22 protein-coding genes are annotated in these 25,542 nt (G+C 66.4%); 4 read left to right on the plus strand and 18 right to left on the minus strand.

What is annotated here, in order from left to right:
• Window positions 1–139: 139 nt before the first annotated feature.
• Together B2J86_RS18405 and B2J86_RS09515 are read right to left on the minus strand one after the other, a co-directional pair.
• Window positions 140–1,300, minus strand: a complete 1,161-nt coding sequence (locus B2J86_RS18405; protein ID WP_173025366.1) for a diguanylate cyclase domain-containing protein — start codon at window positions 1,298–1,300, stop codon at window positions 140–142.
• 48 nt (window positions 1,301–1,348) lie between these two features.
• Window positions 1,349–2,113: a ParA family protein gene (locus B2J86_RS09515; RefSeq protein WP_173025367.1), complete on the minus strand. Its 765-nt coding sequence runs from the start codon at window positions 2,111–2,113 to the stop codon at window positions 1,349–1,351.
• A 198-nt stretch (window positions 2,114–2,311) separates the two neighbouring features.
• Here B2J86_RS09515 and queA point away from each other — a divergent pair, with 198 nt between their 5' ends.
• On the plus strand, window positions 2,312–3,412 hold the full coding sequence (gene queA / locus B2J86_RS09520; protein WP_173025368.1) for a tRNA preQ1(34) S-adenosylmethionine ribosyltransferase-isomerase QueA: 1,101 nt from the start codon (window positions 2,312–2,314) through the stop codon (window positions 3,410–3,412).
• Between the two features lie 180 nt (window positions 3,413–3,592).
• Entirely contained in the window at window positions 3,593–4,498 is a 906-nt protein-coding gene (locus B2J86_RS09525; RefSeq protein WP_371736361.1) for a DMT family transporter, read from the plus strand.
• 79 nt (window positions 4,499–4,577) lie between these two features.
• Here the strand turns inward: B2J86_RS09525 and B2J86_RS09530 are convergent, their stop codons facing one another.
• On the minus strand, window positions 4,578–6,206 hold the full coding sequence (locus B2J86_RS09530) for a gamma-glutamyltransferase family protein (protein WP_305792580.1): 1,629 nt from the start codon (window positions 6,204–6,206) through the stop codon (window positions 4,578–4,580).
• Between the two features lie 10 nt (window positions 6,207–6,216).
• Window positions 6,217–7,200: a tripartite tricarboxylate transporter substrate binding protein gene (locus tag B2J86_RS09535; RefSeq protein ID WP_173025370.1), complete on the minus strand. Its 984-nt coding sequence runs from the start codon at window positions 7,198–7,200 to the stop codon at window positions 6,217–6,219.
• Window positions 7,201–7,387: 187 nt separating this feature from the next.
• On the opposite strand from B2J86_RS09535, the gene B2J86_RS09540 reads away from it, so the two are divergent.
• The gene (locus B2J86_RS09540) at window positions 7,388–8,374 is read left to right on the plus strand and encodes a LysR family transcriptional regulator (protein ID WP_173025371.1); all 987 of its coding nucleotides are present in this window, start codon (window positions 7,388–7,390) and stop codon (window positions 8,372–8,374) included.
• Here the strand turns inward: B2J86_RS09540 and B2J86_RS09545 are convergent.
• From B2J86_RS09545 to trpE, 8 genes are all read right to left on the minus strand, one after another.
• Window positions 8,301–9,044 carry a uracil-DNA glycosylase gene (locus B2J86_RS09545; protein ID WP_173025372.1) on the minus strand — a complete coding sequence of 248 codons (744 nt, stop codon included), beginning with the start codon at window positions 9,042–9,044 and terminating at the stop codon, window positions 8,301–8,303. The two genes, B2J86_RS09540 and B2J86_RS09545, sit on opposite strands and share 74 nt — an antisense overlap.
• 60 nt (window positions 9,045–9,104) lie before the next feature.
• Complete coding sequence (gene trpC / locus B2J86_RS09550) at window positions 9,105–9,905, minus strand: indole-3-glycerol phosphate synthase TrpC (protein ID WP_169170445.1); 801 nt, start codon at window positions 9,903–9,905, stop codon at window positions 9,105–9,107.
• On the minus strand, window positions 9,902–10,087 hold the full coding sequence (locus tag B2J86_RS09555) for a hypothetical protein (protein ID WP_169170436.1): 186 nt from the start codon (window positions 10,085–10,087) through the stop codon (window positions 9,902–9,904). Before B2J86_RS09555 ends, trpC begins: the two co-directional genes overlap by 4 nt.
• Complete coding sequence (gene trpD, locus B2J86_RS09560; RefSeq protein ID WP_173025373.1) at window positions 10,087–11,121, minus strand: anthranilate phosphoribosyltransferase; 1,035 nt, start codon at window positions 11,119–11,121, stop codon at window positions 10,087–10,089. The genes B2J86_RS09555 and trpD overlap by 1 nt, the downstream gene beginning before the upstream one ends.
• A 32-nt stretch (window positions 11,122–11,153) precedes the next feature.
• Window positions 11,154–11,804: a LysE family translocator gene (locus tag B2J86_RS09565; protein WP_173025374.1), complete on the minus strand. Its 651-nt coding sequence runs from the start codon at window positions 11,802–11,804 to the stop codon at window positions 11,154–11,156.
• Window positions 11,805–11,907: 103 nt separating this feature from the next.
• Window positions 11,908–12,492: an aminodeoxychorismate/anthranilate synthase component II gene (locus B2J86_RS09570; RefSeq protein WP_173025375.1), complete on the minus strand. Its 585-nt coding sequence runs from the start codon at window positions 12,490–12,492 to the stop codon at window positions 11,908–11,910.
• A gap of 5 nt (window positions 12,493–12,497) precedes the next feature.
• A complete protein-coding gene (locus B2J86_RS09575; protein ID WP_173025376.1) occupies window positions 12,498–12,827 on the minus strand; it encodes a chorismate mutase in 330 nt (109 codons plus the stop codon).
• Window positions 12,827–14,326: an anthranilate synthase component I gene (gene trpE, locus B2J86_RS09580; RefSeq protein WP_173025377.1), complete on the minus strand. Its 1,500-nt coding sequence runs from the start codon at window positions 14,324–14,326 to the stop codon at window positions 12,827–12,829. Before trpE ends, B2J86_RS09575 begins: the two co-directional genes overlap by 1 nt.
• A gap of 360 nt (window positions 14,327–14,686) precedes the next feature.
• On the opposite strand from trpE, the gene B2J86_RS09585 reads away from it, so the two are divergent.
• Window positions 14,687–15,274, plus strand: coding sequence for a chalcone isomerase family protein (locus tag B2J86_RS09585; RefSeq protein WP_173025378.1), 588 nt, complete (start codon window positions 14,687–14,689; stop codon window positions 15,272–15,274).
• A gap of 84 nt (window positions 15,275–15,358) precedes the next feature.
• On the opposite strand, the gene gph is transcribed toward B2J86_RS09585, so the two are convergent.
• The 6 genes from gph to B2J86_RS09615 form a co-directional block, all read right to left on the minus strand.
• Window positions 15,359–16,084 carry a phosphoglycolate phosphatase gene (gene gph / locus B2J86_RS09590; RefSeq protein WP_173025379.1) on the minus strand — a complete coding sequence of 242 codons (726 nt, stop codon included), beginning with the start codon at window positions 16,082–16,084 and terminating at the stop codon, window positions 15,359–15,361.
• A gap of 78 nt (window positions 16,085–16,162) precedes the next feature.
• Complete coding sequence (locus tag B2J86_RS18410) at window positions 16,163–17,821, minus strand: nucleotidyltransferase family protein (protein WP_173025380.1); 1,659 nt, start codon at window positions 17,819–17,821, stop codon at window positions 16,163–16,165.
• A 7-nt stretch (window positions 17,822–17,828) separates the two neighbouring features.
• Window positions 17,829–20,606: an XrtA/PEP-CTERM system TPR-repeat protein PrsT gene (gene prsT, locus B2J86_RS09600; protein WP_173025381.1), complete on the minus strand. Its 2,778-nt coding sequence runs from the start codon at window positions 20,604–20,606 to the stop codon at window positions 17,829–17,831.
• A gap of 22 nt (window positions 20,607–20,628) precedes the next feature.
• Window positions 20,629–21,990, minus strand: a complete 1,362-nt coding sequence (gene prsR / locus B2J86_RS09605) for a PEP-CTERM-box response regulator transcription factor (RefSeq protein ID WP_169167525.1) — start codon at window positions 21,988–21,990, stop codon at window positions 20,629–20,631.
• A gap of 8 nt (window positions 21,991–21,998) precedes the next feature.
• A complete protein-coding gene (gene prsK, locus B2J86_RS09610) occupies window positions 21,999–24,080 on the minus strand; it encodes an XrtA/PEP-CTERM system histidine kinase PrsK (protein WP_173025382.1) in 2,082 nt (693 codons plus the stop codon).
• Between the two features lie 22 nt (window positions 24,081–24,102).
• Complete coding sequence (locus tag B2J86_RS09615) at window positions 24,103–25,491, minus strand: TIGR03013 family XrtA/PEP-CTERM system glycosyltransferase (RefSeq protein ID WP_173025383.1); 1,389 nt, start codon at window positions 25,489–25,491, stop codon at window positions 24,103–24,105.
• Between the last annotated feature and the right edge of the window lie 51 nt (window positions 25,492–25,542).

Consider the following 25,542-nt stretch of genomic DNA (forward strand, 5'->3'; position numbering starts at 1 on the left):
GGCCGCGGGCGCGGCCGCCCTGCTGGAGCCGGGCACGGCCCTGGCCCAGGCGGCCGACGTGCGGCGGCTGCACCGCCAGGTGGTGGTGGAGGCGGTGTAACAGCGCAGGCGCGGCGCCGGCAGGCTGCGCGCGCGGGGGTCAGTACGGCGGCGCCAGCAGCCAGCAGTTGCGGCCCGCGGCCTTGGCCTGGTAGAGGGCGCTGTCGGCCTCGGCCACCAGCTGCGCGCCGGCATCCTGCAGGCGCGGCACACGGCCGACCGCGCCCACGCTCACGCTGACATGCGGCGCCACCGAGGCCGGGTGCGGCAGGCGCAGCGCCGCCACGGCGGCCACCACGCGCGCGGCGACGGCGGCGGCGCCGGCTGCATCGGTGTCGGGCAGGAGGACGGCCAGCTCCTCACCGCCGTAGCGGGCCACCAGGTCGGTGCTGCGCTGCATCGCATGCTGCACCGCACGGGCCACGGCCTGCAGGCAGGCATCGCCCGCGGGGTGGCCGAACTGGTCGTTGTAGCGCTTGAAATCGTCGACGTCGATCATCAGCAGACCGAGCGGCACTTGGCGCCGGAACGCGCTGGCGCAGGCCTGCGCCAGGCGGTCGTCGAAGCAGCTGCGGTTGGCCACCTGCAGCAGCCCGTCGGTGCGGGCATAGGCCTCGAGCCGTTCGTTGGCCTGCTGCAGCGCGACGTTGGCCTGCGCCAGCTCGGCCGTGCGCTGCGCGACGCGGTCTTCGAGGCGCTGGTTGGCCTGCACCAGCTCGTCGTTCTGCGCCGACAGCACCTGGTAGAGCTTGCCGATCATCTTCAGCAGCACCTGCGTGCTGTTGTCGTGCGCCGACATCTCGCGCTCATAGGCCTGGGCGGCCGGCAGGCCCTGCGCGATGGCCGCGATCTGGCGCGCCAGCGACTGGTCGATGCCCAGGATGTGCAGGCCCAGCCATGCGGTCAAGAAGTGGACGATGGATTCGGCCGGCGCGGCCATGGTGGCGCGCGTGGCCCAAAAGGTGTGCACCTGCTGCACGAACTGCCGGTGCAGCGCCACGTGCGCCTCGGTGTGCCGCGCATCGACGCCGGCACTGTGCATCAGGGCCTCTTCCTCGCTGAAGTGGTATTCGGTGTAGGCCACCAGGCGCTCGAAGATGCCGCGCAGCAGCGCTTCGCGGCCGACGCCGGGATCGGTGTCGGCCTCCGAGACGAACAGCGAGCGGCTGAGCTCGTTGAACAGGTCCACCAGGCCCCGGTGCTGCTCGTCCACATCGGGCAGGCCGGTCACGAAATGCTGGTCCCAGACGAAAGTTTCCACGCGCTCAAGCCCTTCTTTGACAGTGTGAATTTCCCAGTATGGCGGCGGCTATGCGAGCACGCCGTGGATCGCCACCAGCGCCTGCGTGAGCTTGTGCCCGGGGTCGAGGTGGATCATGGGCCGCGCCAGCTGGTGCGATTCGCGCACCTTGACCGACTGCGGCAGGTAGGGCTGCAGCACCGGCAGGCCCTCGTCGAGCAGCTCCTGCACGAGCCGCTGGGGCAGCTTGGCGCGCGCCTGGAACTGGTTGACCACGATGCCCTTGATCGCCAGCTGGGGGTTGTGGTCGGCGCGGATCTCCTGCACGTTGGCCAGCAGCGTGTAGAGCGCCTGGCGCGAGAAGTCGTCGCAGTCGAACGGGATCAGGCAGCCGCGCGCGCCCATGAGCGCCGAGCGGGTGTAGAAATTGAGCGCCGGCGGGGTGTCGATGTAGATGCGGTCGTAGTCCTGGCCCAGCTGCGCCAGCGCCTCGCGCAGCTTGTAGATCTTGTGGCGCGATTCGAGCTTTCCCTGCAGCTCGTCGAGCCGCGCGCTCGACGCCATCAGGTCCAGGCCCTCGAACGGCGTGCGCACGGTGAACGCGGACGGCGGCGCCGGCGTGAAGCTGAAGCCCAGCGTCTGCTCGAAGAACCCGGCCACGCCGGGCAGGTCCGCGGGCGGCGCGGTGCCCAGCAGGTAGGCGCTCGAGTTGCCCTGCGGGTCCAGGTCGATCACCAGGGTGCGCAGGCCCTGGTGGGCGCTGATCGCGGCCAGGTTGCACGCGATGGTGGACTTGCCCACCCCACCCTTCTGGTTGAAAACGACGAGCGGCATGGAGGTTCCTTGTGGCGTGGCGTGTGCGGGCAGCCGAAAAGCGGGCCGTGCGGCGCGGCCCCAACGGCGCGCGGTCGCAGGCAATTATGGAATACCGGCCATGGGACAATCGCCCTCCGCCCACAGCGGCAGCGCCCCGCGCCGCGCCGCTGCCACCGCTTTTCCCTTGGCACGGGCCTGTCCGGCCCTCAAGCACCCATGACCGATACGGCACCGACCTACACGCTCAGCGATTTCGATTTCGCGCTCCCCCCCCACCTGATTGCCCAGCACCCCGCGCCCGAGCGCAGCGCCTCGCGCCTGCTCGACGGCCGCGCCACGCAGCCCGCGGACCGCATCTTCAAGGAACTGCCCGGCCTGCTGCGGGCGGGCGACCTGCTGGTGTTCAACGACACGCGCGTCGTCAAGGCGCGGCTCTTTGGCGAGAAGGCCAGCGGCGGCAAGCTCGAGCTGCTGATCGAGCGTGTGCTCGAGGGCGGCGAAGTGGTCGCCCACATGAAGGTCAGCAAGAAACCCCAGCCCGGCACCGTCGTGCACATGGCAGGCGGGCTGCACGGCGGCGGCTTCGACGCGCTGCTGCTGGGCCGCTGGCCCGACGGCGACGGCCCGCTGTTCCGCTTCGCGCTGCGCGGCCCGGCCGGCGAGACGCCCTGGGAGCTGATGGAGCGCCACGGCCACCTGCCGCTGCCGCCCTACATCGAGCGCCAGCAGCAAGGCGGCAACGACCCCGACGCCGCCGCAGACAGCGAGCGCTACCAGACCGTGTTCGCCCGCGCCCCCGGCGCCGTGGCCGCACCGACGGCGGCACTGCACTTCGACGCGGCCGTGCTGGCCGATCTGGCCGCGCGCGGCATCGACACTGCCTGCGTCACGCTGCACGTGGGCGCCGGCACCTTCCAGCCCGTCAAGACCGAGAACCTGGCCGAGCACCAGATGCACAGTGAGTGGTACGAGGTGCCGCTGGCCACGCTCGCCGCGCTCGAGCGCTGCCGCCAGCGCGGCGGCCGCGTCGTGGCCGTGGGCACGACGACGGTGCGCACGCTCGAATCGTGGGCGCGCAGCGGCCAGGCCTCGGGCGACACCGCCATCTTCATCACGCCGGGTTTCAGGTTCCAGGTGGTGGACCTGCTGCTGACCAACTTCCACCTGCCCAAGAGCACGCTGATGATGCTGGTCTCGGCCTTCGCGGGCTACGCGCATGTCATGCAGCTGTACCGCCACGCCATCGCCCAGCATTACCGCTTCTTCAGCTATGGCGATGCCATGCTACTGGAGCGCCTCCCGGCCGACCGCTCCTGAAGGAGGAGCAGCAGGCGCCCACCCTGCCTGCCTTTGAAAGCCGTATGGCGTTGAAATGCAGGCACCACCAGCGCCATGCGCTCCTGATCCATGAGCAGGCGCGCCCTACAATGCCCTGCGCCGCGCTCCCCGCGCCGGTCCCCGCCGGGGGCCTCGGGCCGCCGGCTGTCTGCCTGCCCCGTGACCTCCGACCGCACTTTCAGGCCCGCCGCTGCGGCCCACCGCTCCGCCCTGGGGGGCATCGCCCTGGCCACCGCGGCCTGCGCCCTGTTCGCGCTGCTGGACAGCGCCACCAAGTTCAGCGGCCAGGTGCTGCCCATGCTGATGGTGCTGTGGCTGCGCTTTGCGGCCCAGGCCCTGGTGACCACGGCCATGGTGCTGCCGCGCCACGGCTGGGCCGCCTGGCGCACGGCCCACCCGCGCTTCCAGATCGGCCGTGCGGCCAGCGGCTTTCTGACCTCGGTCTTCGCCTTCTTCTGCATCCAGAGCATGCCGCTGGCCAACTTCACCGCCACCTGGTCGGCCGTTCCCCTGCTCATCGTCGTGGCCTCGGCCTGGCTGTTCGGCGAACGCGTGAGCCCCGCGCGCTGGGGGCTGCTGCTGGTGGGGCTGGCCAGCGTGATCGCCATCGTGCGGCCCGAGGGCGCCGGCCAGGCCCTGGGCTGGCGCGCCCTGCTGCCCCTGGGCCTGCTGCTGTGCGGCACCACCTACCAGCTGCTGGGCAGCCGCATGGCGCGGCTCGATCCGCCCACCACCACCCAGCTCTACACGACCTGGCTGCCGCTGCTGGCGACCACGCCGCTGCTGCCGCTGTTCTGGCAGAGCGTGCCCGACGGGCCGGTCTGGGCCGCCGTGGCGGTGATGGGGGTGTGCAGCGGCGTGGGCCATTTGCTGCTGCTGCAGGCCTATGCGCACACCACGCCGGGCGCCATCGCGCCGTTTCTCTACAGCCAGATCGGCTTTGCCATGGCCATGGGCTGGCTGTTCTTCGGCCAGAGGCCCGACGCCCAGTCCCTGGCCGGCATGGCCGCGATCACGCTGTGCGGCCTGGCCAGCGTGTGGCTCAGCGTGCGCGGGCGCAGCTAGGTGCCGGACGCCGGTCTTCTGACGCTATCCGGCGCTGGCGCTTGCCGCATCAGCGCCGGACGCTCTGTTTTTGAGAGCATCAGAACGCCACGGCGCACCCGTCCTTGCGCGGGTCCGATCCGCCCACATAGTGCCCGCCCTCGCGCAGCACCAGCTGGGCCCCGCCGAAGGCGAAGACGCCGTTGCCCTCTTCCACCGTGACCTCGTGGCCGCGCGCGCGCAGCCCGGCCACCACGGCCGGATCGAAGCGGGGCTCCACGGCCACGCCCTTGCCGCCCGTGACACGCCAGCGTGGCGCATCGGCCGCGGCCTGCGGGTTCTGGCCATAGCGCAGCACGCGCAGCGCCATCTGCAGGTGGCCCTGCGACTGCATGGGTCCGCCCATGACGCCAAACGCCATTTGCGGCGTGCCATCGGCGTGCATGGCGAAGGCCGGAATGATGGTGTGGGACGGCCGCTTGCGCGGGCCGACTTCGTTGGCATGGCCGGGAACCAGATTGAAGCCATGGCCCCGGTTCTGCAGGCTGATGCCCGTGCCCGGCACGACCACGCCCGAGCCAAAGCCCATGTAGTTGGACTGGATGAACGACACCATCATCCCGGACGCGTCCGCCGCCGCCAGGTACACCGTGCCGCCGGGGCGCGGCGCGCCGCAGGACGGATCGCCCGCGCACGCGGGATCGATGAGGGCCGCACGGCCGCGCAGGTAGTCGGCATGGAGCAGATCGGCCGGCGCCACCTGCATGGCATCGATGTCGGCGTTGTACTGCTGCAGGTCGGCCAGCGCGAGCTTCATGGCCTCGATCTGCAGGTGCACGCTGTCCACACCATCGAGCGGCTGCTGGCCGACGCCCACGGCATCGAGCATGCCCAGCGCCATCAGCGTAGCGATGCCCTGGCCGTTGGGCGGGATCTCGTGGATGACCGAATCGCCGAAGCGCTGGCTCACCGTGCCGACCCAGTCGGCCCGGTGTGCAGCGAGGTCGTCCAGGGCCATGGCGCCGCCGTGCGCCTGCGCGTGGGCCACCATCTGCCGGGCCAGATCGCCGCGGTAGAACGCCTCGCCCTCGGTGGCGGCGATCAGCTCCAGTGTGCGCGCATGGGCTTCGCTGCGAAACATCTCGCCCGCGCGCGGGGCGAGGCCGCCGGGCAGGAAGCACTCGGCAAAGCCCGGCTGGGCGCCGAGCTTGGCAGCGCCCAGCGCCCACAGCCGCGCGATAGTCGGCGAGACCGGAAAGCCGCGGCGCGCGTAATCGATGGCGGGCTGCGCCAGCTGCGCGAACGGCAGCTTGCCCAGGCGCTTGGACAGCGCCACCCAGGCCGACACGGCGCCGGGCACGGTGACGGCATTCCAGCCCTTTTCGGGCATGCCACCGCGCTCGGCGAAATACTGCGGCGTCCACGCGGCAGGTGAGCGGCCCGAGGCGTTGAGGCCGTGCAGTTCCTGGCCGTCCCAGACGATGGCGAAGGCGTCGCTGCCCAGGCCGCAGCCCGTGGGCTCGACCACGGTGAGCGCCATGGCGGCGGCGAGCGCGGCGTCCACCGCATTGCCGCCCGCCAGCAGCATGCGCAGGCCGGCCTGGGCCGCCAGCGGCTGCGAGGTGCTGACGATGTTGCGCCCCATCACCGCGCTGCGCTGGGAGGCATAGGGCAGCGCCCAGTCCATGGCGGAGGGACTGGCGTGGAGCGCAGAGGCGCGGTCGTTCATGGCATGCCTTTCATTCGAGTGTGATCTTGTGCTGGCGGATGACGCTGGCCCAGCGCGCGCTGTCGGTCTGCACCATGGCGCCGAACTGGGCCGGGCTGCTGGGCGCTGCAGGCTCGACCCCCAGCTTGGCCAGGCTGGCAGCCACCTCGGGCGCCAGCATGGCCTTGGCAAAAGCCTGGTGCACACGGCTGACCAGAGCTGGCGACGCACCGGCCGGCAGGTACACGCCAAACCAGGTCACCGAAGAATAGCCAGGCAGGCCCGATTCGGCCAGGGTGGGCAGCTCGGGCGCCAGCGCCGTGCGCTTTTCACTGGTCACGGCCAGGGCGCGCAAGCGGCCGCTGCGCGCATGCGGCATGCCGGTGGGCAGGGAGTCGAACAGCACATGCACCTGGCCGGCCACCAGATCGGGGATGGCCAGCGCCGTGCCCTTGTAGGGCACGTGCGTCATCTCGATGCCCGCCTGCGCGCTGAAGGCGGCGGAATTGAGGTGCACGATGGTGCCGTTGCCGCTGGTGGCGTAGTTGAGCTTGCCGGGATGGGCTTTGCCGTACGCCACCAGCTCCGCCACGGTCTTGACCGGCAGCGACGGGTTGACCAGCACCACGCTGGGCGCGTCGGCCAGGTGCACGACCGGGGTGAAATCCTTGCGCGCGTCGTAGGCCAGGCGCGGCAGAAGGTGCGGCGATATCGCATGCGTGCTGCTCGTGGTCAGCAGCAGCGTGTAGCCGTCGGCCGGCGCCTTGGCGGCCTCGGCCGTGCCGATGGTGCCGCCGGCCCCCGGGCGGTTGTCCACCACCATCTGCTGGCCCAGGTCGGCCGCCACGCGCTGCGTGACCACACGCGCCACCAGGTCCGTGGCGCCACTGGCCGGAAACGGCACGATCACCCGTACCAGCTTGTCCGGCCACGCGGACTGCGCATGGGCCCCTGCCGCCAGCGCCACGCACAAGGACACCGCCAGCGCACCGTGGCGCGAGGAAAACAAACGCATGGAAACACTCCAGAAAGGATGGATCGGGGCACGCAGCCGGCCGCCAGGCCGAGCCAAGGTAGTTATCACGGCCTATCTTAGAAATGCGCCATGCCGATGACCACCAGCAAATAGGCAAACAGGTTTGCCGAAACAGCAAACCGATCGATACTTTCCATCTCCGATCAGCAACACACTGCGACCCGCCATGCGACCCCACCTCCTGCTCGACACGGCGCTGCGCTACTTTCTCGAAGTGGCGCAGAGCGGCTCCCTGACGCTCGCGTCCGAGCGGCTGCATGTGGCGGCCTCGGCGCTGAGCCGCCAGATCGCCGGCCTCGAGGGCCAGCTGGGCACGCCCCTGTTCGAGCGCCATCCGCGCGGCATGGTGCTGACGGCGGCCGGCGAAATCCTGGCGCGCCATGCGCGCCGCACCGGGCTCGATGCCGAACGCGCGCTGGGAGAGATCGGCGCCCTGCAGGGCCTGCACGCCGGGCAGGTGCGCCTGGCCACGTCGGACGCGTTTGCGAACGATCTGGTGCCGCGCCTGTGCGTGGACTTCAAGCGCCTGCACCAGGGCATTCAGTTCAGCGTGCAGACGCTGCCCACGGCCATGGTTCCGACGGCGGTGCGCAGCGGCGCGGTCGATATCGGCCTGTGCTTCAGCAGCGCGCCGCACAAGGACGTCGTGGTGGTCTACCGCCAGAGCGCGCCGGTGCTGGCGCTGCTGCCGCCGCAGCACCCGCTGGCCGGCCAGCCGCGGCTCACCCTGGCGCACCTGGTCCCGCACGCGCTGGGGCTGCCGCCGCCCGAGACCACGGTGCGGCAAATGATCGACATGGCCTGCAGCCGCCAGGGCCTGCGGCTGCAGCCGGTGCTCGTGAGCAACCATGTGCAGACCCTGATGAACTTCGTGGTGCAGGGCGGCGGCGTGGCCTTGTCGAGCGAAATCGCGGCACGCCACCTGATGGCCTCGGGCGCCCTCGTGGCCCGGCCCGTGAGCGACGAGGGCATGGACCTGCGCGACGTCGAGGTGCAGACCCTGGCTGGGCGCAGCCTGCCGGTGGCGGCGCAGGCTTTCCTGGCGCTGCTGTCCGAACGGCTGCCGGGGCCGCAGGACGTCAGTGCGGCGGCGGCGTGTGCGCCTGCGCCTGGCGAAACGCCCGCGCCCGGCCGAAGTGCGCGCAGCCGATGAACGGCACCGGCGGGCGCAGCGCCGACAGTGGCGAGGGGTGGTTGGCGCACAGCACCAGGTGGCCGCGGTCTGCGGGGATCAGGGCGCGCTTGCTTTGCGCGTGCGCGCCCCAGAGCATGAACACCACCGGGCGCGGGCCCTCGGCGACCTGCGCGATCACGGCGTCGGTCAGCACCTCCCAGCCCTTGCCGGCGTGGCTCGCGGGCCGGCCCTCTTCCACCGTCAGCGTGGTGTTGAGCAGCAGCACGCCGTTCTGCGCCCACTTGACCAGACTGCCGCCGGGGTTCGGAAAGGCCGGCGGCGGCGTGCCCAGGTCGCGCTCGATTTCCTTGAAGATGTTGCGCAGCGAGGGCGGCAGGCGCACGCCGGGTGCGACCGAAAATGCCAGCCCCTCGGCCTGGCCACGGCCGTGGTACGGGTCCTGGCCGAGGATCACGACGCGCACCTGATCGGGCGGCGTGAGTTCGAGCGCGCGCAGCGGCCGCGGCGGAAACACCACCGCGCCCGCACCGAGCCGCGCCTGCAGGAACGCGCACAGGCGCTGGCCGGTGGCGCTGGCAAAAAAATCACCGACCAGCGGCTGCCAGCCGGGCGCCACCGGCCAGTCGGCCGGGTTCGCGGTTTGCAGCTGCGTGGCGCCACCGGCGCCGGGGTGGGGCAGATCGTTCATGGTCAAAATGGCCTCCAGCGCTTGTGTGGCTTGCGCTTACAGCTATGAATTCAGGTGCATTCAGGCAAACAGCTGCGCCAGCGCCGTGCCCGGGTCGTCGGCGCGCATGAAGGCTTCGCCGACGAGGAAGGCCTGCACGCCGGCGTCGCGCATGGTCTTGACGTCCTGCGGCGCGAGGATGCCCGACTCGGTGACGAGCAGGCGGTCTTTCGGCACGTCCGACAGCATGTCCAGCGTGGTCTGCAGCGTGACCTCGAAGGTGCGCAGGTTGCGGTTGTTGATGCCGACCAGCTCGGTCTTCAGGCGCAGCGCGCGGTCGAGCTCGGCGCGGTCGTGCACCTCGACCAGCACGGCCATGTCGAGGTCGCGCGCGATGGCCTCGAAGTCCTGCATCTGCGCGTCATCAAGGCTGGCGGCGATCAACAGCACGGCATCGGCGCCCATGGCGCGCGACTCGTAGATCTGGTAGGCGTCAACCATGAAGTCCTTGCGCAGCACCGGCAGCTGGCAGCTGGCGCGCGCCTGCTTGAGGTAGTCGGTGCTGCCCTGGAAGAACTGCCGGTCAGTCAGCACCGAAAGACAGGCCGCGCTGACCACGCCGTCGCCCTCGGCATAGCTCTGGGCGATGTCGGCGGGTTCGAAGTCGGCGCGGATGACGCCCTTGCTCGGGCTGGCCTTCTTGATTTCGGCGATCACGGCCGCCTGGTTCCTGGCGATCTTGGCGCGCAGTGCGCCGACAAAATCGCGCGTCAGCACGCGGCTCTCGGCGTCGGCGCGCATGGCGGCCAGCGGCAGGCGCTTTTGCGCTGCGGCGACTTCTTCGTGCTTGACGGCGACGATCTTTTTCAGAATATCGTTCATGGGGTTTCGCGCCTTTCAGGGTCTGCGGGGTGTGCGGAAGATTCGGGGGAAGGCGGCGCAGGCGGCGGCCGGCGCAGGATGCGGCGGAACACCACCGACATGGCCACGCCGACCGCCACCGAGACGGCGGTGGCGCCCAGCGCGATCCAGGTTCCGGGGTCGCTCCACAGCGGGTGAGCCATCAGGCTGCCGCCAGCGCGTGCGTGCGCGCGACCAGCTCAGCGAGCTTGGCGCGCGCTGCGCCCGAGGCCAGTGCCGCGCGCGCGCGGTCCAGGCCATCCTGGATCGAGCCGGCCACGCCGGCAGCGTAGAGCGCCGCGCCGGCGTTGAGGCAGACGATGTCGCTGGCCGCGCCCGGCTGGCCCTGCAGCACGGACAGCAGCAGGTCGCGCGACTGCTCGGGGGTTTCGACCTTGAAGGCGCGGTTGCTCGCCATGGGCAGGCCGAAGTCCTCGGGGTGGATTTCGTATTCGCTGACCTGGCCGTTCTTGAGCTCGCCCACCAGCGTGGCGGCGCCCAGGCTGATCTCGTCCATGCCGTCGCGGCCATAGACCACGATGGCGTGCTCGGCGCCCAGCCGCTGCAGCGCGCGCACCTGGATGCCAACGAGGTCGGGGTGGAACACGCCCATCAGGATGTTCGGCGCGCCGGCCGGGTTGGTCAGCGGCCCGAGGATGTTGAACAGCGTGCGCACGCCCAGCTCCTTGCGCACCGGCGCCACGTTCTTCATGGCCGGGTGGTGGTTGGGCGCGAACATGAAGCCGATGCCGACCTCGGCAATGCACTGCGCAATCGCGGCCGGCGCGAGGTTGATGTGCACGCCCAGCGCATCCATCACGTCAGCGCTGCCCGATTTGCTCGAGACGCTGCGCCCGCCGTGCTTGGCCGTCTTGGCGCCGGCCGCAGCGGCGACGAACATCGCGCAGGTCGAGATGTTGAAGGTGTTGGCGCCGTCGCCGCCCGTGCCGACGATGTCGACCAGGTGCGTGGCGTCCTGCACCGGCACCTTGGTGCAGAACTCGCGCATGACCTGCGCGGCGGCGGTGATCTCGCCGATGGTTTCCTTCTTCACGCGCAGGCCGGTGATGATGGCCGCCGTCATGACGGGCGAGAGCTCGCCCTTCATGATCATGCGCATCAGATGCAGCATCTCGTCGTGGAAGATTTCGCGGTGTTCGATGGTGCGCTGCAGCGCTTCTTGCGGTGTGATTTGCATGGGGGTTCCCTGCGCAATAAAGGTGGAAGAAATCAGGCGGCGGGCGCGTCGCTCAGCGCGAGCCGGGCGCCAAAGCCGACGAACAGCAGGCCGGCGCCGCGTTCGATCCAGTGCATGGCGCGGGCCACGCGGCCGGCGTGCCGGCCCAGCCAGGCGGCGGCCAGCGCCCAGCCCAGGTTGACCCACAGGCCATTGAAGTTGAACAGCAGGCCCAGCAGCACAAAAGCCAGCGGCTTGTTGCCGACCCCTGGCGCAATGAACTGCGGCACGAAGGCCAGGAAGAACAGCGCCACCTTGGGGTTGAGCGCATTCGTCCAGAAGCCGCGCAAAAAGATGCCTTTGAGCGCTGTAGCGCCGGCTGTGCCTGCGCCGGCAGCTCCTGTTTCGATAGCATCCGGCGCGCGCGCCAGCAGCATGCGCAGGCCCACATAGACCAGGTAGGCCGCGCCGACCCACTTGAGCAGCGTGAACGCCGTGCCCGACGCCGCCAGCAGCGCGCTCACGCCCACGGCCGCCGCGAAGATGTGCACAAAGCAGCCCGCCGTGATGCCGCAGGCCGCCACCATGCCGGCGCGCGCGCCCGAGCGCAGCGCGTTCGCCATGATGTAGAGCACATCGGGCCCCGGCGTGAGGTTGAGCAGCAGGCCGGCGGCGATGAAGAGCAGCAGTTGTTCGGTGGCCATGGCGCGTCGTTCAGGCGCGGGGTGCGCTGCAGAAAATACAGGTCATTTCGGCACCAAACGCTGACCCATCAAGCGCTGACAGCTACAAATACCGAAGCACGCGTCATGCGCGCTGCTCGAGGAAGTTGCGCAGCATGGCGTGGCCGTGCTCGGTCAGGATGCTCTCGGGGTGGAACTGCACGCCCTGGATGGCCAGCGTTTTGTGGCGCACGCCCATGATCTCGCCGTCGTCGGTCCAGGCGGTGATCTCGAGCACCTCGGGGCAGCTGGCACGCTCTATCGACAACGAGTGGTAGCGGTTCACCGTGAACTGCTCGGGCAGGCCAGCGAACACGCCTTTTTGCGTGGTCGTGATGGTGCTGGTCTTGCCGTGCATGAGCTGCTGCGCGCGCACGATCGTGCCGCCGAACGCCGCGCCGATCGCCTGGTGGCCCAGGCACACGCCCAGAATCGGCAGCTTGCCGGCAAAGTGCCGGATCGCCGCGACCGAGATGCCGGCCTCCTGCGGCGAGCACGGACCGGGTGAGACGACGAGGCGGTCGAGACGGCCAGCAGCCAGGCGCGCGTCGATCTCGGCCACGGTGATCTCGTCGTTGCGGCGCACCTCGACCTGGGCACCCAGCTCGCCGAAGTACTGCACGATGTTGTAGGTAAAGCTGTCGTAGTTGTCGATCATCAACAGTTGCATGGCGCTCACCCCGGTGTGTGCGCGGACCCGCGCTGGCGCGCGAATTCGCGGTGTTCGAAGGCGATGTAGGCCTCCATCATGCTGCGGTAGATGGCCTCGATCACGTCGGGCTCGCCGCCCTCGAGGGCCGCACGGTCGCGCACGCGCGCCACGATGGCCTCGATGCGCTCTTCGTCGCGCACCTGGTTCTCGTCCTGCTTGATGCGCGCGGCCTGCGTCATGTAGCCGCCGCGCGTGACCAGGAGCGGCACCAGCACGTCGTCGAGCGCATCGATGTGGCGGCGCACGTCGTCCATGGTGATGCAGTGCTGTGTGTTGTCGATCGCGCGGGTCATCATTCCAGTCCTTCTTCAACGAGTTCGGCGGCGCGCAGCAGCGCGCGGGCCTTGTGTTCGGTTTCTTTCCATTCGAGCTCGGGCACCGAATCGGCGACCACGCCAGCCGCCGCCTGCACATAGAGCTGGCCGTCCTTGACGATGCCGGTGCGAATCGCAATCGCCAGGTCCATGTCGCCGGCGTAGCTCAGATAGCCGCAGGCGCCGCCATAGAGGCCGCGCTTGGTCGGTTCGAGCCGGTCGATGACCTCCATGGCGTGCACCTTGGGCGCGCCCGTGAGCGTGCCGGCCGGAAACGTCGCCTTGAGCACGTCCATGCTCGTCATGCCCTCGTGCAGCAGGCCCTCGACGTTGCTGACGATGTGCATCACGTGGCTGTAACGCTCGACGGCAAAGGCCTCGGTCACCTTGACGCTTCCAGTCTGGGCGATGCGGCCGATGTCGTTGCGCGCCAGGTCGATCAGCATCACGTGCTCGGCGCGCTCCTTGGGGTCGTTGACGAGCTCGACCTCGGCGGCCTTGTCGAGTTCGGGCGTGGCGCCGCGCGGGCGCGTGCCGGCGAGCGGGCGGATCGTCACCTTCTGCCCGTCGGGCGTGCGCTCCTGGCGCACCAGGATCTCGGGGCTCGCGCCCACCACATGGCTGTCGCCGAAGTGGTAGTAGTACATGTAGGGGCTGGGGTTGAGCGAGCGCAGCGCGCGGTAGAGGCTCAATGGCGACTCGGTGTAGCGCTTGTGGATGCGCTGGCCCACCTGCACCTGCATGAAGTCGCCCGCGGCGATCAGCTCCTTGGCGCGTTCGACGGCGGCGATGTAGTCGGCCTTGGCGAAGTCGCGCTGCGCCGGGTAGCTTTGCGAGGCCTGTACCTGCGGCGCGCTGACCGAGTACTTGAGCTGCTCGCGCAGCTCGCGCAGGCGCTTCTTGGCGTTGCTGTAGGCCTCGGGCCGCGCCGGGTCGGCGTAGACGATCAGGTAGAGCTTGCCCGAGAGGTTGTCGATGACGGCCAGCTCTTCGCACTGCAGCAGCAGGATGTCGGGCATGTCGAGCGCATCGGGCGGGCACGAGGTTTCGAGCTTTTTCTCGATGTGGCGCACGGCGTCGTAGCCGAAGTAGCCGGCCAGCCCGCCGCAGAAGCGCGGCAGCCCGGGGCGCAGCGCGACCTTGAAGCGCTTCTGGTAGTCGGCGACGAAGTCGAGCGGGTTGCCCTGCGCGCGCTCAGTCACCTGGCCGTCGGTCACGACCTCGGTGACGGCGGCGGCACCGAAGCCGCGCGAGCGCAGCAGCGTGCGCGCCGGCAGGCCGATGAAGCTGTAGCGGCCAAAGCGCTCGCCGCCGACGACGGATTCGAGCAGAAAGCTGTATTTGCCGCCGTCTTTGCTGTGCGCGAGCTTCAGGTACAGCGACAGCGGGGTCTCCAGGTCGGCGAAGGCTTCCGCCATCAGCGGAATGCGGTTGTAGCCTTCGCGGGCCAGGCTTTTGAATTCAAGTTCGGTGATCAAGGGGAAGGCTCCCAGCTTGGGCGGCGCATCTCCCTGTGCCAGAGGCGCCGCGGTTCATTCGGTTGGCCCCGGTGGGGCCACGGGTGCACGCTGGGGGCCCAGCGTGCCATCAGGGGTTCAGGCGGACAGGCTTGCGCCAGGGCCAGGCCCCCCGGTCGCTGCGACCTGTGGTGAACACGCGGTGAATGAACATGGGCCAAAGTGTAGCAAATGGGGCAGGCGCCACCGCCCTCTCCCGCCTCCCACCTGCCGCTTCGGCGCGGCGCCATGCCGGAGCACCCTCTGGCAAACCCTGTGGCAGGGAAATTCACATTTGGCAACAATTCAAAAAGAACGACCGTTCTATTTCAGGAGGCGTGCATGAAGATTCGGTACAACAACCTGGCGGCGGCGTGGGCCGCCCTGCTGGCGTGCGCCGCACTGGCGCAGCCGGTGACGGTGGCCGATGTGGCCTACCCCAACCCCACCGAGGTGCAGGGCAGCAAGCTGGTCCTCAACGGCGCGGGCGTGCGCTACAAGGCCGTGTTCAAGGTCTACACCGCCGGCCTGTACCTCGAAAAGAAGGCTTCCACGCCGCAGGAGGTGGCCACCCTGGCGGGCGCCAAGCGCCTGTCCGTCACCATGCTGCGCGACATCGACTCGCGCGAACTGGGCAAGCTGTTTTCGCGCGGCATGGAGGACAACCTGGACAAGGCCTCGTTCTCCAAGCTCATTCCGGGCGTGCTGCGCATGAGCCAGATCTTCTCGGAGCACAAGAAGCTGCAGGCCGGCGACCAGTTCATGATCGACTGGGTTCCCGGCACCGGCACCGTGATCACCGTCAAGGGCCAGCCCCAGGGCGAGCCTTTCAAGGAGCCCGAATTCTTCCACGCGCTGATGGGCATCTGGCTGGGCCAGCAGCCGGCCGACTGGAAGCTCAAAGACGCCCTGCTGGGCAAGCCCACCTGAGGTAGTGCGCCGCGCCGGTACCGTGGCGTGGAATCCTGAATGGATAGCTGCCGGCGCTGACCCCATCGGCGTTTCAGCCACTTTTCACTGGATATCTTCGGCCACAGACGCCGGTACGAGCTGCATCAGGGAATCGACCCAGCCGTCGGCATCGACCGCCGTGACCGGCTGTCCGTGGTTGTAGCCGTAGGTGGTCAGCACCACCGGGCAGCCGGCGGCACGCGCGGCCTGGGCATCGTTGCTGGAGTCGCCGACCATCAGCGTGCGCGCCGGCGCCGTGCCCAGAGCCGCGCAGGTCTTGAGCAGGGGCAGCGGATCGGGTTTTTTGCGCTCGAACGCATCGCCGCCGAACACATGTTCAAAGAACCCATCGAGGCCCTTGGCGCGCAGCAGCGGCAACGCAAAGGCCGTGGGCTTGTTGGTCAGGCACGCCAGGCGCAGGCCCGCACCCTTGAGCGCCTGCAGGCCCTCGGCGACGCCGGGGTAGAGGCGCGCATATTGCCCATTGATGGCCAGGTAGTGGTGCTGGTAGCGCTCCCAGGCACGCGGATAAAGCGCTTCGACTTCGACCGCTGTGGGCGCTTGCCCGGCCTGCCCGAGCACGTGCTGGAGCACCGAGCGCAGCAGGTGTTCGGAGCCCTTTCCGACCATGGGCTCGATGCGCGCTGCGGCAAGGGCCGGCAGCGCCAGGTCGCGCAGCATGCGGTTGAGGGCCTCGGCAAAATCGCCCAGGGTGTCCACCATCGTGCCGTCAAGGTCGATGATGGCGGCGTCCAGGGGGGTGTGGTTCGATCCAAGAGAGTTCAGCATGGGCCAGCAGGGGATTCAAGACAATGCGCAGCATGTTACTGCGACGCCGCCTGGCGGCCAGGCGCGGGCCACGCAGTGCTACCGGTGCCGCGCCATCAGATCGAGCACATAGCGGCTCGGAATCGCGTACGAAATGCCCGAGGGCTGGCTCATGGCCGATTCGCGCGTGGTCTTGATCAGCACCATGTTGATCACGCCGAGCACCGCGCCGCTGCGCGGATCGAACAAGGGGCCGCCGCTGTTGCCGGGGTAGGCCGTGGCGTCGAGCTGGAACACCTTCAAGGGCCCAGCGCGCAGGCTGCGGATGGCGCGCTCGCTGAGCTGCTGGCCGGTCGGGCTGGGCAGGGCCATGGTGGTGATGGACGAGACGGTGGCGCGGTGGGTGACGCTCGAAAACCCCAGCAACCCGCCGATCGGAAAACCCATGAATGCCAGGTCGTCGCCTTCGCGCACCGGCTCCGATGCGCCCACCTTGAGTGCCGCCGCTGGGGGCCCATCGATCTGCAGCAGGGCCAGATCGTGCTCGGGGACGGTCTCCAGCACCCGCGCCTGGCGCATGGCCCACAGGCCCGCGCCCGCGCGCAGCTGCACGACCAGGGCCGGCCCGTCGGCGCCCACCGCACCGAGGGCCGCCGTCACGTGGGCATTGGTCACGACATGCAAGCCGTCGCCCACGACGAAGCCGGTGCCCACATAGCGGAACCGCGGCGTGTCGGTCGCCAGGTACGTGCCCACCAGCACCACGGCGGGCTTGACCCGTTCGACGGTGTCGGGCAACTGCGCCAGCGCGCTGCCGCTCCCTGCCCCGAGGAACAGAAAGACGGGTGCCCAACGCACCCACCAGCGTGTGTGGTTCATGGTTTCTCCTTGGGAAGCAGTTGGCGCACTGCCTTGCGCAGCAGGTGGGGCCGCAGCAGGTGCAAGGGCATGCGCAGGCGGTGGCCGTACAGGTACAGCAGGCCGCGCGCCAGCGGCGTCCACCTGTCTTCGGTGGTGGCGTGGGCAGAGGCCGCCAGCGCGGCCTCGGCTCCGGCCGGCACGGGGGGTGTCCATGAGGGCCTGCGCACAGCGCAGCGCCTGGTGCAGCGGCCACTGCAGGTCCAGCGCCGCGGCCCGTTCGAGCAGTTGCGGCCAGAAACCGGGCAAGGCGGCGAACTCGCGCAGCAACGCATCAAAGTCGACCACGCTGCGGAATCCGTGCGCGAAGTCGCATTCATGGAACAGATGGGCCGCGCTGTGCAACACCATGTCGGGCGGGGCGAGCACGCGCACGCCCGGCTGACCGGGCAGCGGCTGCGCCGCCTGCAGCAGGCGCTGCGTGCTGAAACGGGCCTTGGCGGTGGCGGGCACCACGGCGTGGTGCACATCGAGCACCGTGCCGCGGCGCATGTGCGGCAGCGGCGGCAGCTCGTGCATCCAGGTGCGGTAGTCGTGCTGGTCGTGGGCGCCATGGTGGGTGTGCACCCAGCCGGCCATCATGAGAGCGGTCTCGACGTCGGCCAGGCGCTCACGCGGCACCAGAATGTCCACGTCCGACACCATGCGCCCGAGCGGCGCCTGCATGCCCGTCAGCGCATAGGCGCCGCCTTTGAGCAACACGAGGGGCAGGCCGGAGGGCTGCAGCGCGCGCTCGATCTGCGCCACCTCGAACCGCAGCTCGCGTTGCTGGCGCGTCGCCAGGGCCAGGGCCGACGCCAGGGGCTGGCGCGGCGCGGGGATCGACCAGGCTCCGCCCACCGAGACCTCAAAGCTCTTTCTTGAGACGTTCCACTTCGGCCTGCTCTGGAAACTGCGCTCCTGCGGCGCCGAGTTCGTCGAGCAAGGCGCGGGCGGCGTCCTTTTTGCCCGCTTTAATTTCGATTTTTGCCAGATTGAGCTTGAACGTGAGCGTCTGGGGTTGCAACTGCACGACCTTCTTTTGCAGCTCAAGCGCTCGGTCATGCTGATTGGCTGCGGACAGCAGCATGGCCCAGGTGTCCATGAGCGCAGGCTGGTTGGGTGCCAGGGAGTTGGCGCGCTCGGCATCGGCCAATGCACCGTCACGCCCCAACTGGCCTTTAATCCAAGCCATGTTGTTCAGGGCGACGGCGTTGCCGGGCTCTAGCGCCAAGACACGCTCAAACTGGCGCAGACTTTCTGGCAACTCGTTGTCATTGAGAGCCCGGCTCCCCAGGTAGAAGGGGAAAGCCGCATCCTTGGGCTGGGTGCGCAGCCATTCAGCGGCCCACCGATCGGCTTCGGGCTTCTTTCCGCCCGACACCAGCACATCGTGCAGCCGTACCGCCAAATCCGGGCTGGCCACCTGTTTGAGCCCGGTGCGGAAGGCGTCGATGGCCTTGTCCCACGCCTTGTTCGCTGCGTGAATCTCGCCTTCGAGCACATAGCCTACTGACTCCTTTGGCCTTTGCTTTTGCACGGTGCGGCTGATGGCCAAGGCATCGCCGGGCTTCTGCGCCGCCATCGCCAAACGGACCAGCCCTTGCTGGGCTTCCAGCAAATTGGGTTCGATCTCCAGTGCCTTGCGCAGGTTTTGGCCGGCAGCAGCGCGGTCTCCGGCGACCAGGTTGGCGCTGGCCATGCGCAGGTAAGGCCGCGGAGACTGCGGCTGCAGGGCTGCCATCCGATTGAAGCTGGTCTGCGCCTGGTTGTGCTCCCCGTTGGCCGACTGCGCACGCCCCAGGACATCGAGCAATTGCAGGTTGTCAGGTACTGCGGCCACCGCTTGCTGCGCCACGGCCAGTGCGTCTTTCGGTTGCCCGTTGCGCAAATAATGCTCTGCCAGGACCAGGCGGGGGATGGGGCTGTTGGGTGCCGCATCGACCGACTTGCGCAGAAGGTTTGCCAGCTCCGTCTTGTCCGCGCCGTTGGCTGCACGCAACTCCACCAGCGCCAGATGGGCCTGAATGTTGCCCGGCTGGCGCTTGATGGCTGCCTCCAGGCGCGCACGCGCATCGTCTGGTCGCTTGTCGGCGTTGTCGAGCACCGCCAGCACGCCCACCGCAGGAAAATAATTGGGGTCGATTTCGAGCGCACGCTCCATGGCCTTGCGTGCGCCGGCTGCATCGCGCTTGAGCAGCAAAGCGCGGCCGCGCAAGAATACAGGCAACACATCCGCAGGGCGCTTTTTCTCCAGTGCATCAATGGCTTTGAGCGCCTCGTCGACCTTGCGCTCCTGCAGCAGTGCATTGATCAAAGCCATGTCTGCCACCACGCCATCGTCGGAAGCCGCGATGCTCTGCAACTCACCCAGCGCGGCACTGCTCTGCCCAGATGCCAATCGGCTGACCGCCAGCGATGTGCGCTTGGCCGGGTCTTTGGGGTCCAGACTGGATGCCCGGGCAAAGTAACGCTGTGCACGGTCGACATCCCCATGGAGCATGTATACCTGCCCCGCCAGCGCCAGCATGCTGGGGTCGCGGTCATTGCGCTCTACATCGGCAGGCAGTGCGGCCATGGCTTTGTCGAGCCGGCCCAGGCGCACGTATGCAGTCACCAGGCCGCGCCGAGCCAGGGGCAACCCGGCCTCCAATTGCAAGGCTTTGGCCAGCAACACCTCAGCCTGGACGTTGGATCCCAGGCGCAGCTCCGTCATGCCGGCCAGCTCGAGCGCGCGAAAATTGTCGGGCGTGAGACTCACCAGCTTTTGCGCGTATTCCTGCGCCGCTTTGAGGTCGTTTTTGGCATACGCCAACATGGCCTGCAAATACACGGTTTGCGGCTTGCCGGGCGCCGCCTTGGCCAACCCCTGCAAGACCTCGGCGGCAGCATCGGTCTTGCCCTGGAGCAGCAGCAGTTGCACGACGGCAGCCTGGCCCTCTTTGTACGAAGGGTTGACCTGGAGCGCTTCCCGGTACGCGACCAGCGCCGCATCCATGTCGTGTTTGCCGTACAACAACACGTCTCCGCGCAGTTTCAGCGCCTCATCGGCGGCAGAAGACTGGCGGGGGATCTTGTCCAGGCCTGCCAACGCACCATCGATATCGCCGTGCTGCGCACTGGCGCGTGCCAGCTCGATCAGCGCAGGCGGGTGGTCGACCTTCGCTTTGAGCGCTTCGTCGAGGCTGGCGCGGAATTTGTCTTCCTGGCCCTGCCTCTGCCAGGCGATGGCCACGATGGTCTTGAGACTGGCCTGGGCCTCGGCACTGGCAAGCTGCAGATCTGCATAGTCGGCCGTGATCTTGCGATATTGCCGACCGAGCAGCATGGCTTGGGCCAGTTGCGGAACAACTTCGTCAGGGGCTGCGCCCAGCTCCTGCGCTTTTCTCAACTCGGTTTCAGCGCCCGCCGTATCGCCATTGGACTGCAAAGCCTGTCCCAAAAGGAGGCGCGCTTTTGCGGAGTCCGGACGCACCTTCAATGCATTTTTGAGCTGGATGATGGCCGCTGGTGCATCGTTGCGGCTCATGTAATCCTGCGCTGACGCCATGAGCGCATCCGGATTGTCGCTACCGCATGCAGACACCAGCAACGCCACTGTAAGAGCGGCCACAGGAGCGAGGGAACGGGAAACGGAAACCTTCATCGTCGTTCTCCAGAGAAAATCTTCAAGGCTTGAGCCCCAGGCGGTGCATCAGGTCGTACAGCGTCGGGCGGCTGACGCCGAGCAGGTCGGCCGCCTTGGCCACTGTGCCGTCCGCCCGCGCGAGCGCCGCAAGCACTGCCCGCTGCTCGGCGGCCTCGCGCGTCACACGCAGGTCCAGCGATCGGTCTCCCTCAGTACCGTCGGCGACCGCGAGCCCGACATCGTCTGCGGTGATCTGATTTCCGTCGGCCATGATGGTGGCGCGCTTGATGCAGTTCTCGAGCTCGCGGATGTTGCCGGGCCAGGGATGTGCCTCGATCGCACGCAGCGCGTCAGCGGCGAGCGTCAGGGTGCGGCGGTGCTCCTCGCCGAAGCGGCGCACAAAGGAGTGGGCGAGCAACGCCGCGTCTCCTACGCGTGCGCGCAAGGGGGGAATCTCGACCACGATCTCCGCCAGACGGTAATAAAGGTCTTCGCGAAAACGCCCTTCTTTGACGCATTGCGTAAGGTTTTGGTGGGTTGCGCATACAACGCGCACATCCACCGCAATTTCTTGGCGCCCGCCTACGCGCTCGACGACACGTTCCTGCAAGAAGCGCAGCAGCTTGGCTTGCAAAGGCATCGGCATGTCCCCGATCTCATCGAGCATGAGGGTGCCACCGTGCGCTGTCTCGATCTTGCCGGTCGTGGTTTTCGCCGCCCCTGTGAAAGCCCCTTTTTCGTAGCCAAAAAGCTCGCTCTCCAAAAGATTTTCAGGAATGGCGGCGCAATTGATGGCCACAAATTTTCCGGTCTTGCGCAGGGACTGCTGGTGCAGGCTGCGTGCCAGAACCTCCTTGCCTGTCCCGCTTTCGCCCAGCAGCATGACGGAAGCATTGGTATTGGCAACCTTTTCGATGGTGCGACATATGCGAAGCATCTGCGGGTCGCGCGTGAGCAGGCCCGAGATTGCATCGGGCATCTGCATGGCCTGCAGCCTCCTGTTCTCGGCCTGCAGCGAGTGCAGTCTGAACGCACGCTCGACATTCAGGTTGAGCACTTCAGGCTCAAAGGGCTTGGTCAAAAAATCGTATGCGCCCATGGCAACAGCCTTGAGCGCATTGGACTGGTCGTTTTGTCCGGTCAGCACGATGACCTTGACGTCAGGGTCTGCAGCCAGGATCTGTGCGAGCAGTTTGAAGCCCTCTGATACCGAGTCTGCATCGGGTGGCAAGCCCAGGTCCATGGTTACCACGGCAGGCGCGTGCCGGCGCAGCTGCGCCATGGCGCTCTCGCGGTCGTGGGCCGTGACGGCTTCAAAGCGATCCAGGGACCATTTGATCTGCTTTTGCAGCGCCACGTCATCTTCCACGATCAACAGCGGCTGCAGCTTTTCCACATCCATGCCTGCTCCTAAGCTGGGGTATCGGAATCACCAAAGACTTCAATCGAGGGGAGCAGGAGGCTCACCACTGTCCCCTTGCCAACTTGGCTGTCCACGGAAACCTTGCCACCGAGCTCCTGCACATACTGAAAGCTCTCATAAGTGCCAATTCCCATGCCAGACTCCTTGGTGGTCTGGAACGGCTTGAACAACCGCGTTTGCACAAATTCTTCGGTCATGCCCTGGCCACTGTCACCCACTTCAACCCGCGCATGGCTGGCAAAGCGATCGACTTTGATCCAGACCCGGTCATCGACATCGGTGGCATCCAACGCGTTGTGCACCAGATGCCCAATGATGCGCTCCACGCGCTCAGCCTGTCCACGGGTAAACACGCGGGGCGCTAACTCCAGCGTGACTTGGCGCCCTCGGCCCAAAGCACTGGCCGCCAGCCGCTCAGCAATCTTTCCCAGGTTAACGCCCACGGATGAAGCACCGGATGTACCGCTTCCACGCAACTGAAGCATCAATTGGCGCATGCGCTCCAGCGAGTTCTCAACCGTCATCAGCATATCGGCTTGGAACTCTGGGTTATCTTGCAGGCGCTTGGCATTTTTGAGCATGAGAGACAGCTGGGCGATGATGTTTTTTAGATCGTGGACCACAAAGGCCGACATGCGGTTGAAAGCTTCAAACTTGCGCGCTTCCAGCAGTGCCTCGGTAGCCTGTATTTGCGCCAGCAAGCTCGCTGCCTGTCGCCCGGCAGTCTTGAGCAAGTCATTGACTTCCCAATTGACGTCCACCGGCGTGCGTGGACTGGCCAGCACGACAAACCCCAGCATGCTCGTGGATTGCCAGAGCGGCACGACCAGCCAGGCTTGTGGATATTCGGACAACCACTTTGGCAGGCGCAGGTCCCGGTATCGCCAGGGCGCGGCGCGAAACTCCTCCAGATTGACCACCCAACCGGTGGATTGCATGAAAGTTGCGAGCTCAGCATGCTGGTCTTCGGTGTGTGTGGTCGGAGCCATGTTCCACACGGTCACCTGCCGATATTGATCTTCTTCCGGACGCAACAACCACAAGCCACCCGCAGGGCTCTCGAGCATATCTGCAAGACCTTTGACCACATGGCGGCCCGCTTCTTGCGGACGGGCCTGGCTCGAAAGGGTTGCTGTGAATTTCAACCACTCCTCACGGTAATCAAAACGGTAGCGAAAGAAGTGTTTTCCCAGCAACACCCGCAACCGGGCACGCAAGGAACCAGAAAGTGCCAGAGCGCTTGCCAGTACCAAGGCCACAAAGACGAGGCCGACTTGCAAGGCACCGCCCCAGTCGCCGCCAAAAAAACGCACGTAATAACCTACACCTGCAATGAAAAGCAGATACAGCCCAACCAATGCCAACGTTGCCGAGTGAAAAACGACTTTGCGCGAGACACGTATTTTGGAAATCCAGTTGCGGTGCCGCGTGGTGGCCAGCAGTAGCAGGGGCACCATCAGGGCGTGCACGAAGGGCCGCACGCTCAAAGCGTCGAGATCTATACCGCGGAAAAGTACTCCTTGGGAAAACAGGTAGAGGTCGAACACAAAGGTTCCGGCCAAGCCGAGACATACAGGTTTGGCGCTCCAGACCGAGTCTTCGGGAAGATTGCGAAACAACTGCTCGACCATTACAAGAGCGCCGAGTGCCAGCAACACCATTAAAAATGTGTTTCCCAAGGGCCCAACCAGCGCATGCACGGTCTCAATCAGCAGGGGAACGCCGAGCAGAGCTGCCAGCATCCAGCCTGGCCACCAGCGGCCAGCAGCGCTGTGCACCCAACTTGCACCAGGCGCGAAAAACAGGGCCAAGAATATGCCCCAGCACAGGTAGCGCAGCATATCGGCCGCTTGCGCAGCCAACCACCATCCGGGGTTGACAGCCAGAGCCAGCAAACTGAATCCGCTCCAAAGCACCGTGACCAGTGCGGCCGCCAGCATGGTTGCAGCTATGCGATTGACAGGCTTGCGCATGGCACCCTGGCGAATCAAGCGCAGCACCAAAATAGCATACGCAATACCCGCAAGCCCCAAGCTCCAGTAAATCAACGAGGGCTCGCTCTGATTCATGATCTTGGTGCAAAAATCCGCTTTACTGTGCGCCTTTTCCCGTCAGTACCACGCCCACCGTTTCGAACAGAATGACCACATCAAGAAACCACGAATGGTTTTTAACGTAATAGAGATCATATTGCAGTTTTTGCGTGGTATCTTCGACCGAGGCTCCATAGTGATAGCGCACTTGGGCCCAACCAGTGAGTCCAGGTTTGATACTATGGCGAATGGCGTAATAGGGAATCTCACGCGTGAGCTGGTCCACAAAATACGGCCGCTCCGGTCTGGGCCCTACAAGGCTCATGTCGCCCTTGAGTACGCAAAACAGCTGGGGAAGTTCATCAATACGCATCTTGCGCATCAGTTTGCCCACACGGGTAACGCGCGCATCTGCGGCGCTCGCCCATCTGGGCATACCGTCTTTTTCTGCGTCTTGGCGCATGCTACGAAACTTGATCACATTGAAGATGCGGCCATGGAGGCCAATGCGTTCTTGGCGGTAAAATATGGGTCCTCCGCCTTCGATAAAAATCAGGAAGGCTGCCACAACCATCACGGGTGCGGCCAACAACAACAAAACAGTCGCGCCAATCACGTCAAACGCCCATTTGATGATGGATCGCACGAACCCTTGCCTGAAACCATCCCCAAAAATTAACCAACCGGCAGATACGGCTTCAAGATGGATTTGCCCCAAAAATCGCTCGAAGTGGGTGGCAATATCTATGACTTGTATACCTTTCAGCTTGCAATCCAGCAGCTCACTCAACGGCATGCTGCCACCGCGACGCTCATTCAACGCCACCACAATTTCATCTACGCGATTTTTTTTCACTACCTCCGTAAGGCTAGATTCGCGAGAAAAAATACTTCTCACGGCCACATCAGATTCTTTCTCTTGGGAGCCTAAAAAGTATCCAACCAATTCGACACTAGGGTCATTCCTTTGGAGCGACTGGCCCACGATACGCGCCCGATTTCCAGTGCCAAAAATCAATACGCGCTGAACGCTGTAGGCTGTGGGAAGTATGTCTCCACCGAAGAATCGAACTACTAGCATGCCGCTGGCTATCAGCAACAAGGCACCCCAAGCGTGTGTATTATGGTAAGGGGGCTGCAATGGCAGAATCATCAATATTCCAGCCGCAATGGCCAAAAAACACAAAAAGGATAGCACTGCGCGAGCACGCACCTGACCGAGCGTTAGTTTGTTAGGGCGCTCATAAAGTCCGAGTGCGAAATTGACGGTCAAAATTCCGGCCGCCATCAAGCCGCCCCGACCCAAACTTGCAGAAATGGCAACGGCATTGAACATACCCGCCTGCAACGCCAGTGAAATACTCAAGGCGCCAACAATCAACGCTGAATACACCATGATTTGCCACATGGTGCGCCGATGAAAATAATGGCTGAATATCTTGATCATTTCGCTTCCTGCTATTATTTTCACTCGGCAGCAAAAAAACATCTCAAAAAT

This window comes from Acidovorax sp. SRB_14, from assembly GCF_012932145.1.
Lineage (GTDB): Bacteria > Pseudomonadota > Gammaproteobacteria > Burkholderiales > Burkholderiaceae_C > Simplicispira.

Coding starts and splice junctions, on each gene's coding strand:
- B2J86_RS09515 (WP_173025367.1), bottom strand. CDS start 2,113: ATGCCGCTCGTCGTTTTCAACCAGAAGGGTGGGGTGGGCAAGTCCACC.
- queA (WP_173025368.1), top strand. CDS start 2,312: ATGACCGATACGGCACCGACCTACACGCTCAGCGATTTCGATTTCGCG.
- B2J86_RS09530 (WP_305792580.1), bottom strand. CDS start 6,206: ATGAACGACCGCGCCTCTGCGCTCCACGCCAGTCCCTCCGCCATGGAC.
- B2J86_RS09535 (WP_173025370.1), bottom strand. CDS start 7,200: ATGCGTTTGTTTTCCTCGCGCCACGGTGCGCTGGCGGTGTCCTTGTGC.
- B2J86_RS09540 (WP_173025371.1), top strand. CDS start 7,388: ATGCGACCCCACCTCCTGCTCGACACGGCGCTGCGCTACTTTCTCGAA.
- B2J86_RS09545 (WP_173025372.1), bottom strand. CDS start 9,044: ATGAACGATCTGCCCCACCCCGGCGCCGGTGGCGCCACGCAGCTGCAA.
- trpC (WP_169170445.1), bottom strand. CDS start 9,905: ATGAACGATATTCTGAAAAAGATCGTCGCCGTCAAGCACGAAGAAGTC.
- B2J86_RS09555 (WP_169170436.1), bottom strand. CDS start 10,087: ATGGCTCACCCGCTGTGGAGCGACCCCGGAACCTGGATCGCGCTGGGC.
- trpD (WP_173025373.1), bottom strand. CDS start 11,121: ATGCAAATCACACCGCAAGAAGCGCTGCAGCGCACCATCGAACACCGC.
- B2J86_RS09565 (WP_173025374.1), bottom strand. CDS start 11,804: ATGGCCACCGAACAACTGCTGCTCTTCATCGCCGCCGGCCTGCTGCTC.
- B2J86_RS09570 (WP_173025375.1), bottom strand. CDS start 12,492: ATGCAACTGTTGATGATCGACAACTACGACAGCTTTACCTACAACATC.
- B2J86_RS09575 (WP_173025376.1), bottom strand. CDS start 12,827: ATGACCCGCGCGATCGACAACACACAGCACTGCATCACCATGGACGAC.
- B2J86_RS09585 (WP_173025378.1), top strand. CDS start 14,687: ATGAAGATTCGGTACAACAACCTGGCGGCGGCGTGGGCCGCCCTGCTG.
- gph (WP_173025379.1), bottom strand. CDS start 16,084: ATGCTGAACTCTCTTGGATCGAACCACACCCCCCTGGACGCCGCCATC.
- prsT (WP_173025381.1), bottom strand. CDS start 20,606: ATGAAGGTTTCCGTTTCCCGTTCCCTCGCTCCTGTGGCCGCTCTTACA.
- prsR (WP_169167525.1), bottom strand. CDS start 21,990: ATGGATGTGGAAAAGCTGCAGCCGCTGTTGATCGTGGAAGATGACGTG.
- prsK (WP_173025382.1), bottom strand. CDS start 24,080: ATGAATCAGAGCGAGCCCTCGTTGATTTACTGGAGCTTGGGGCTTGCG.
- B2J86_RS09615 (WP_173025383.1), bottom strand. CDS start 25,491: ATGATCAAGATATTCAGCCATTATTTTCATCGGCGCACCATGTGGCAA.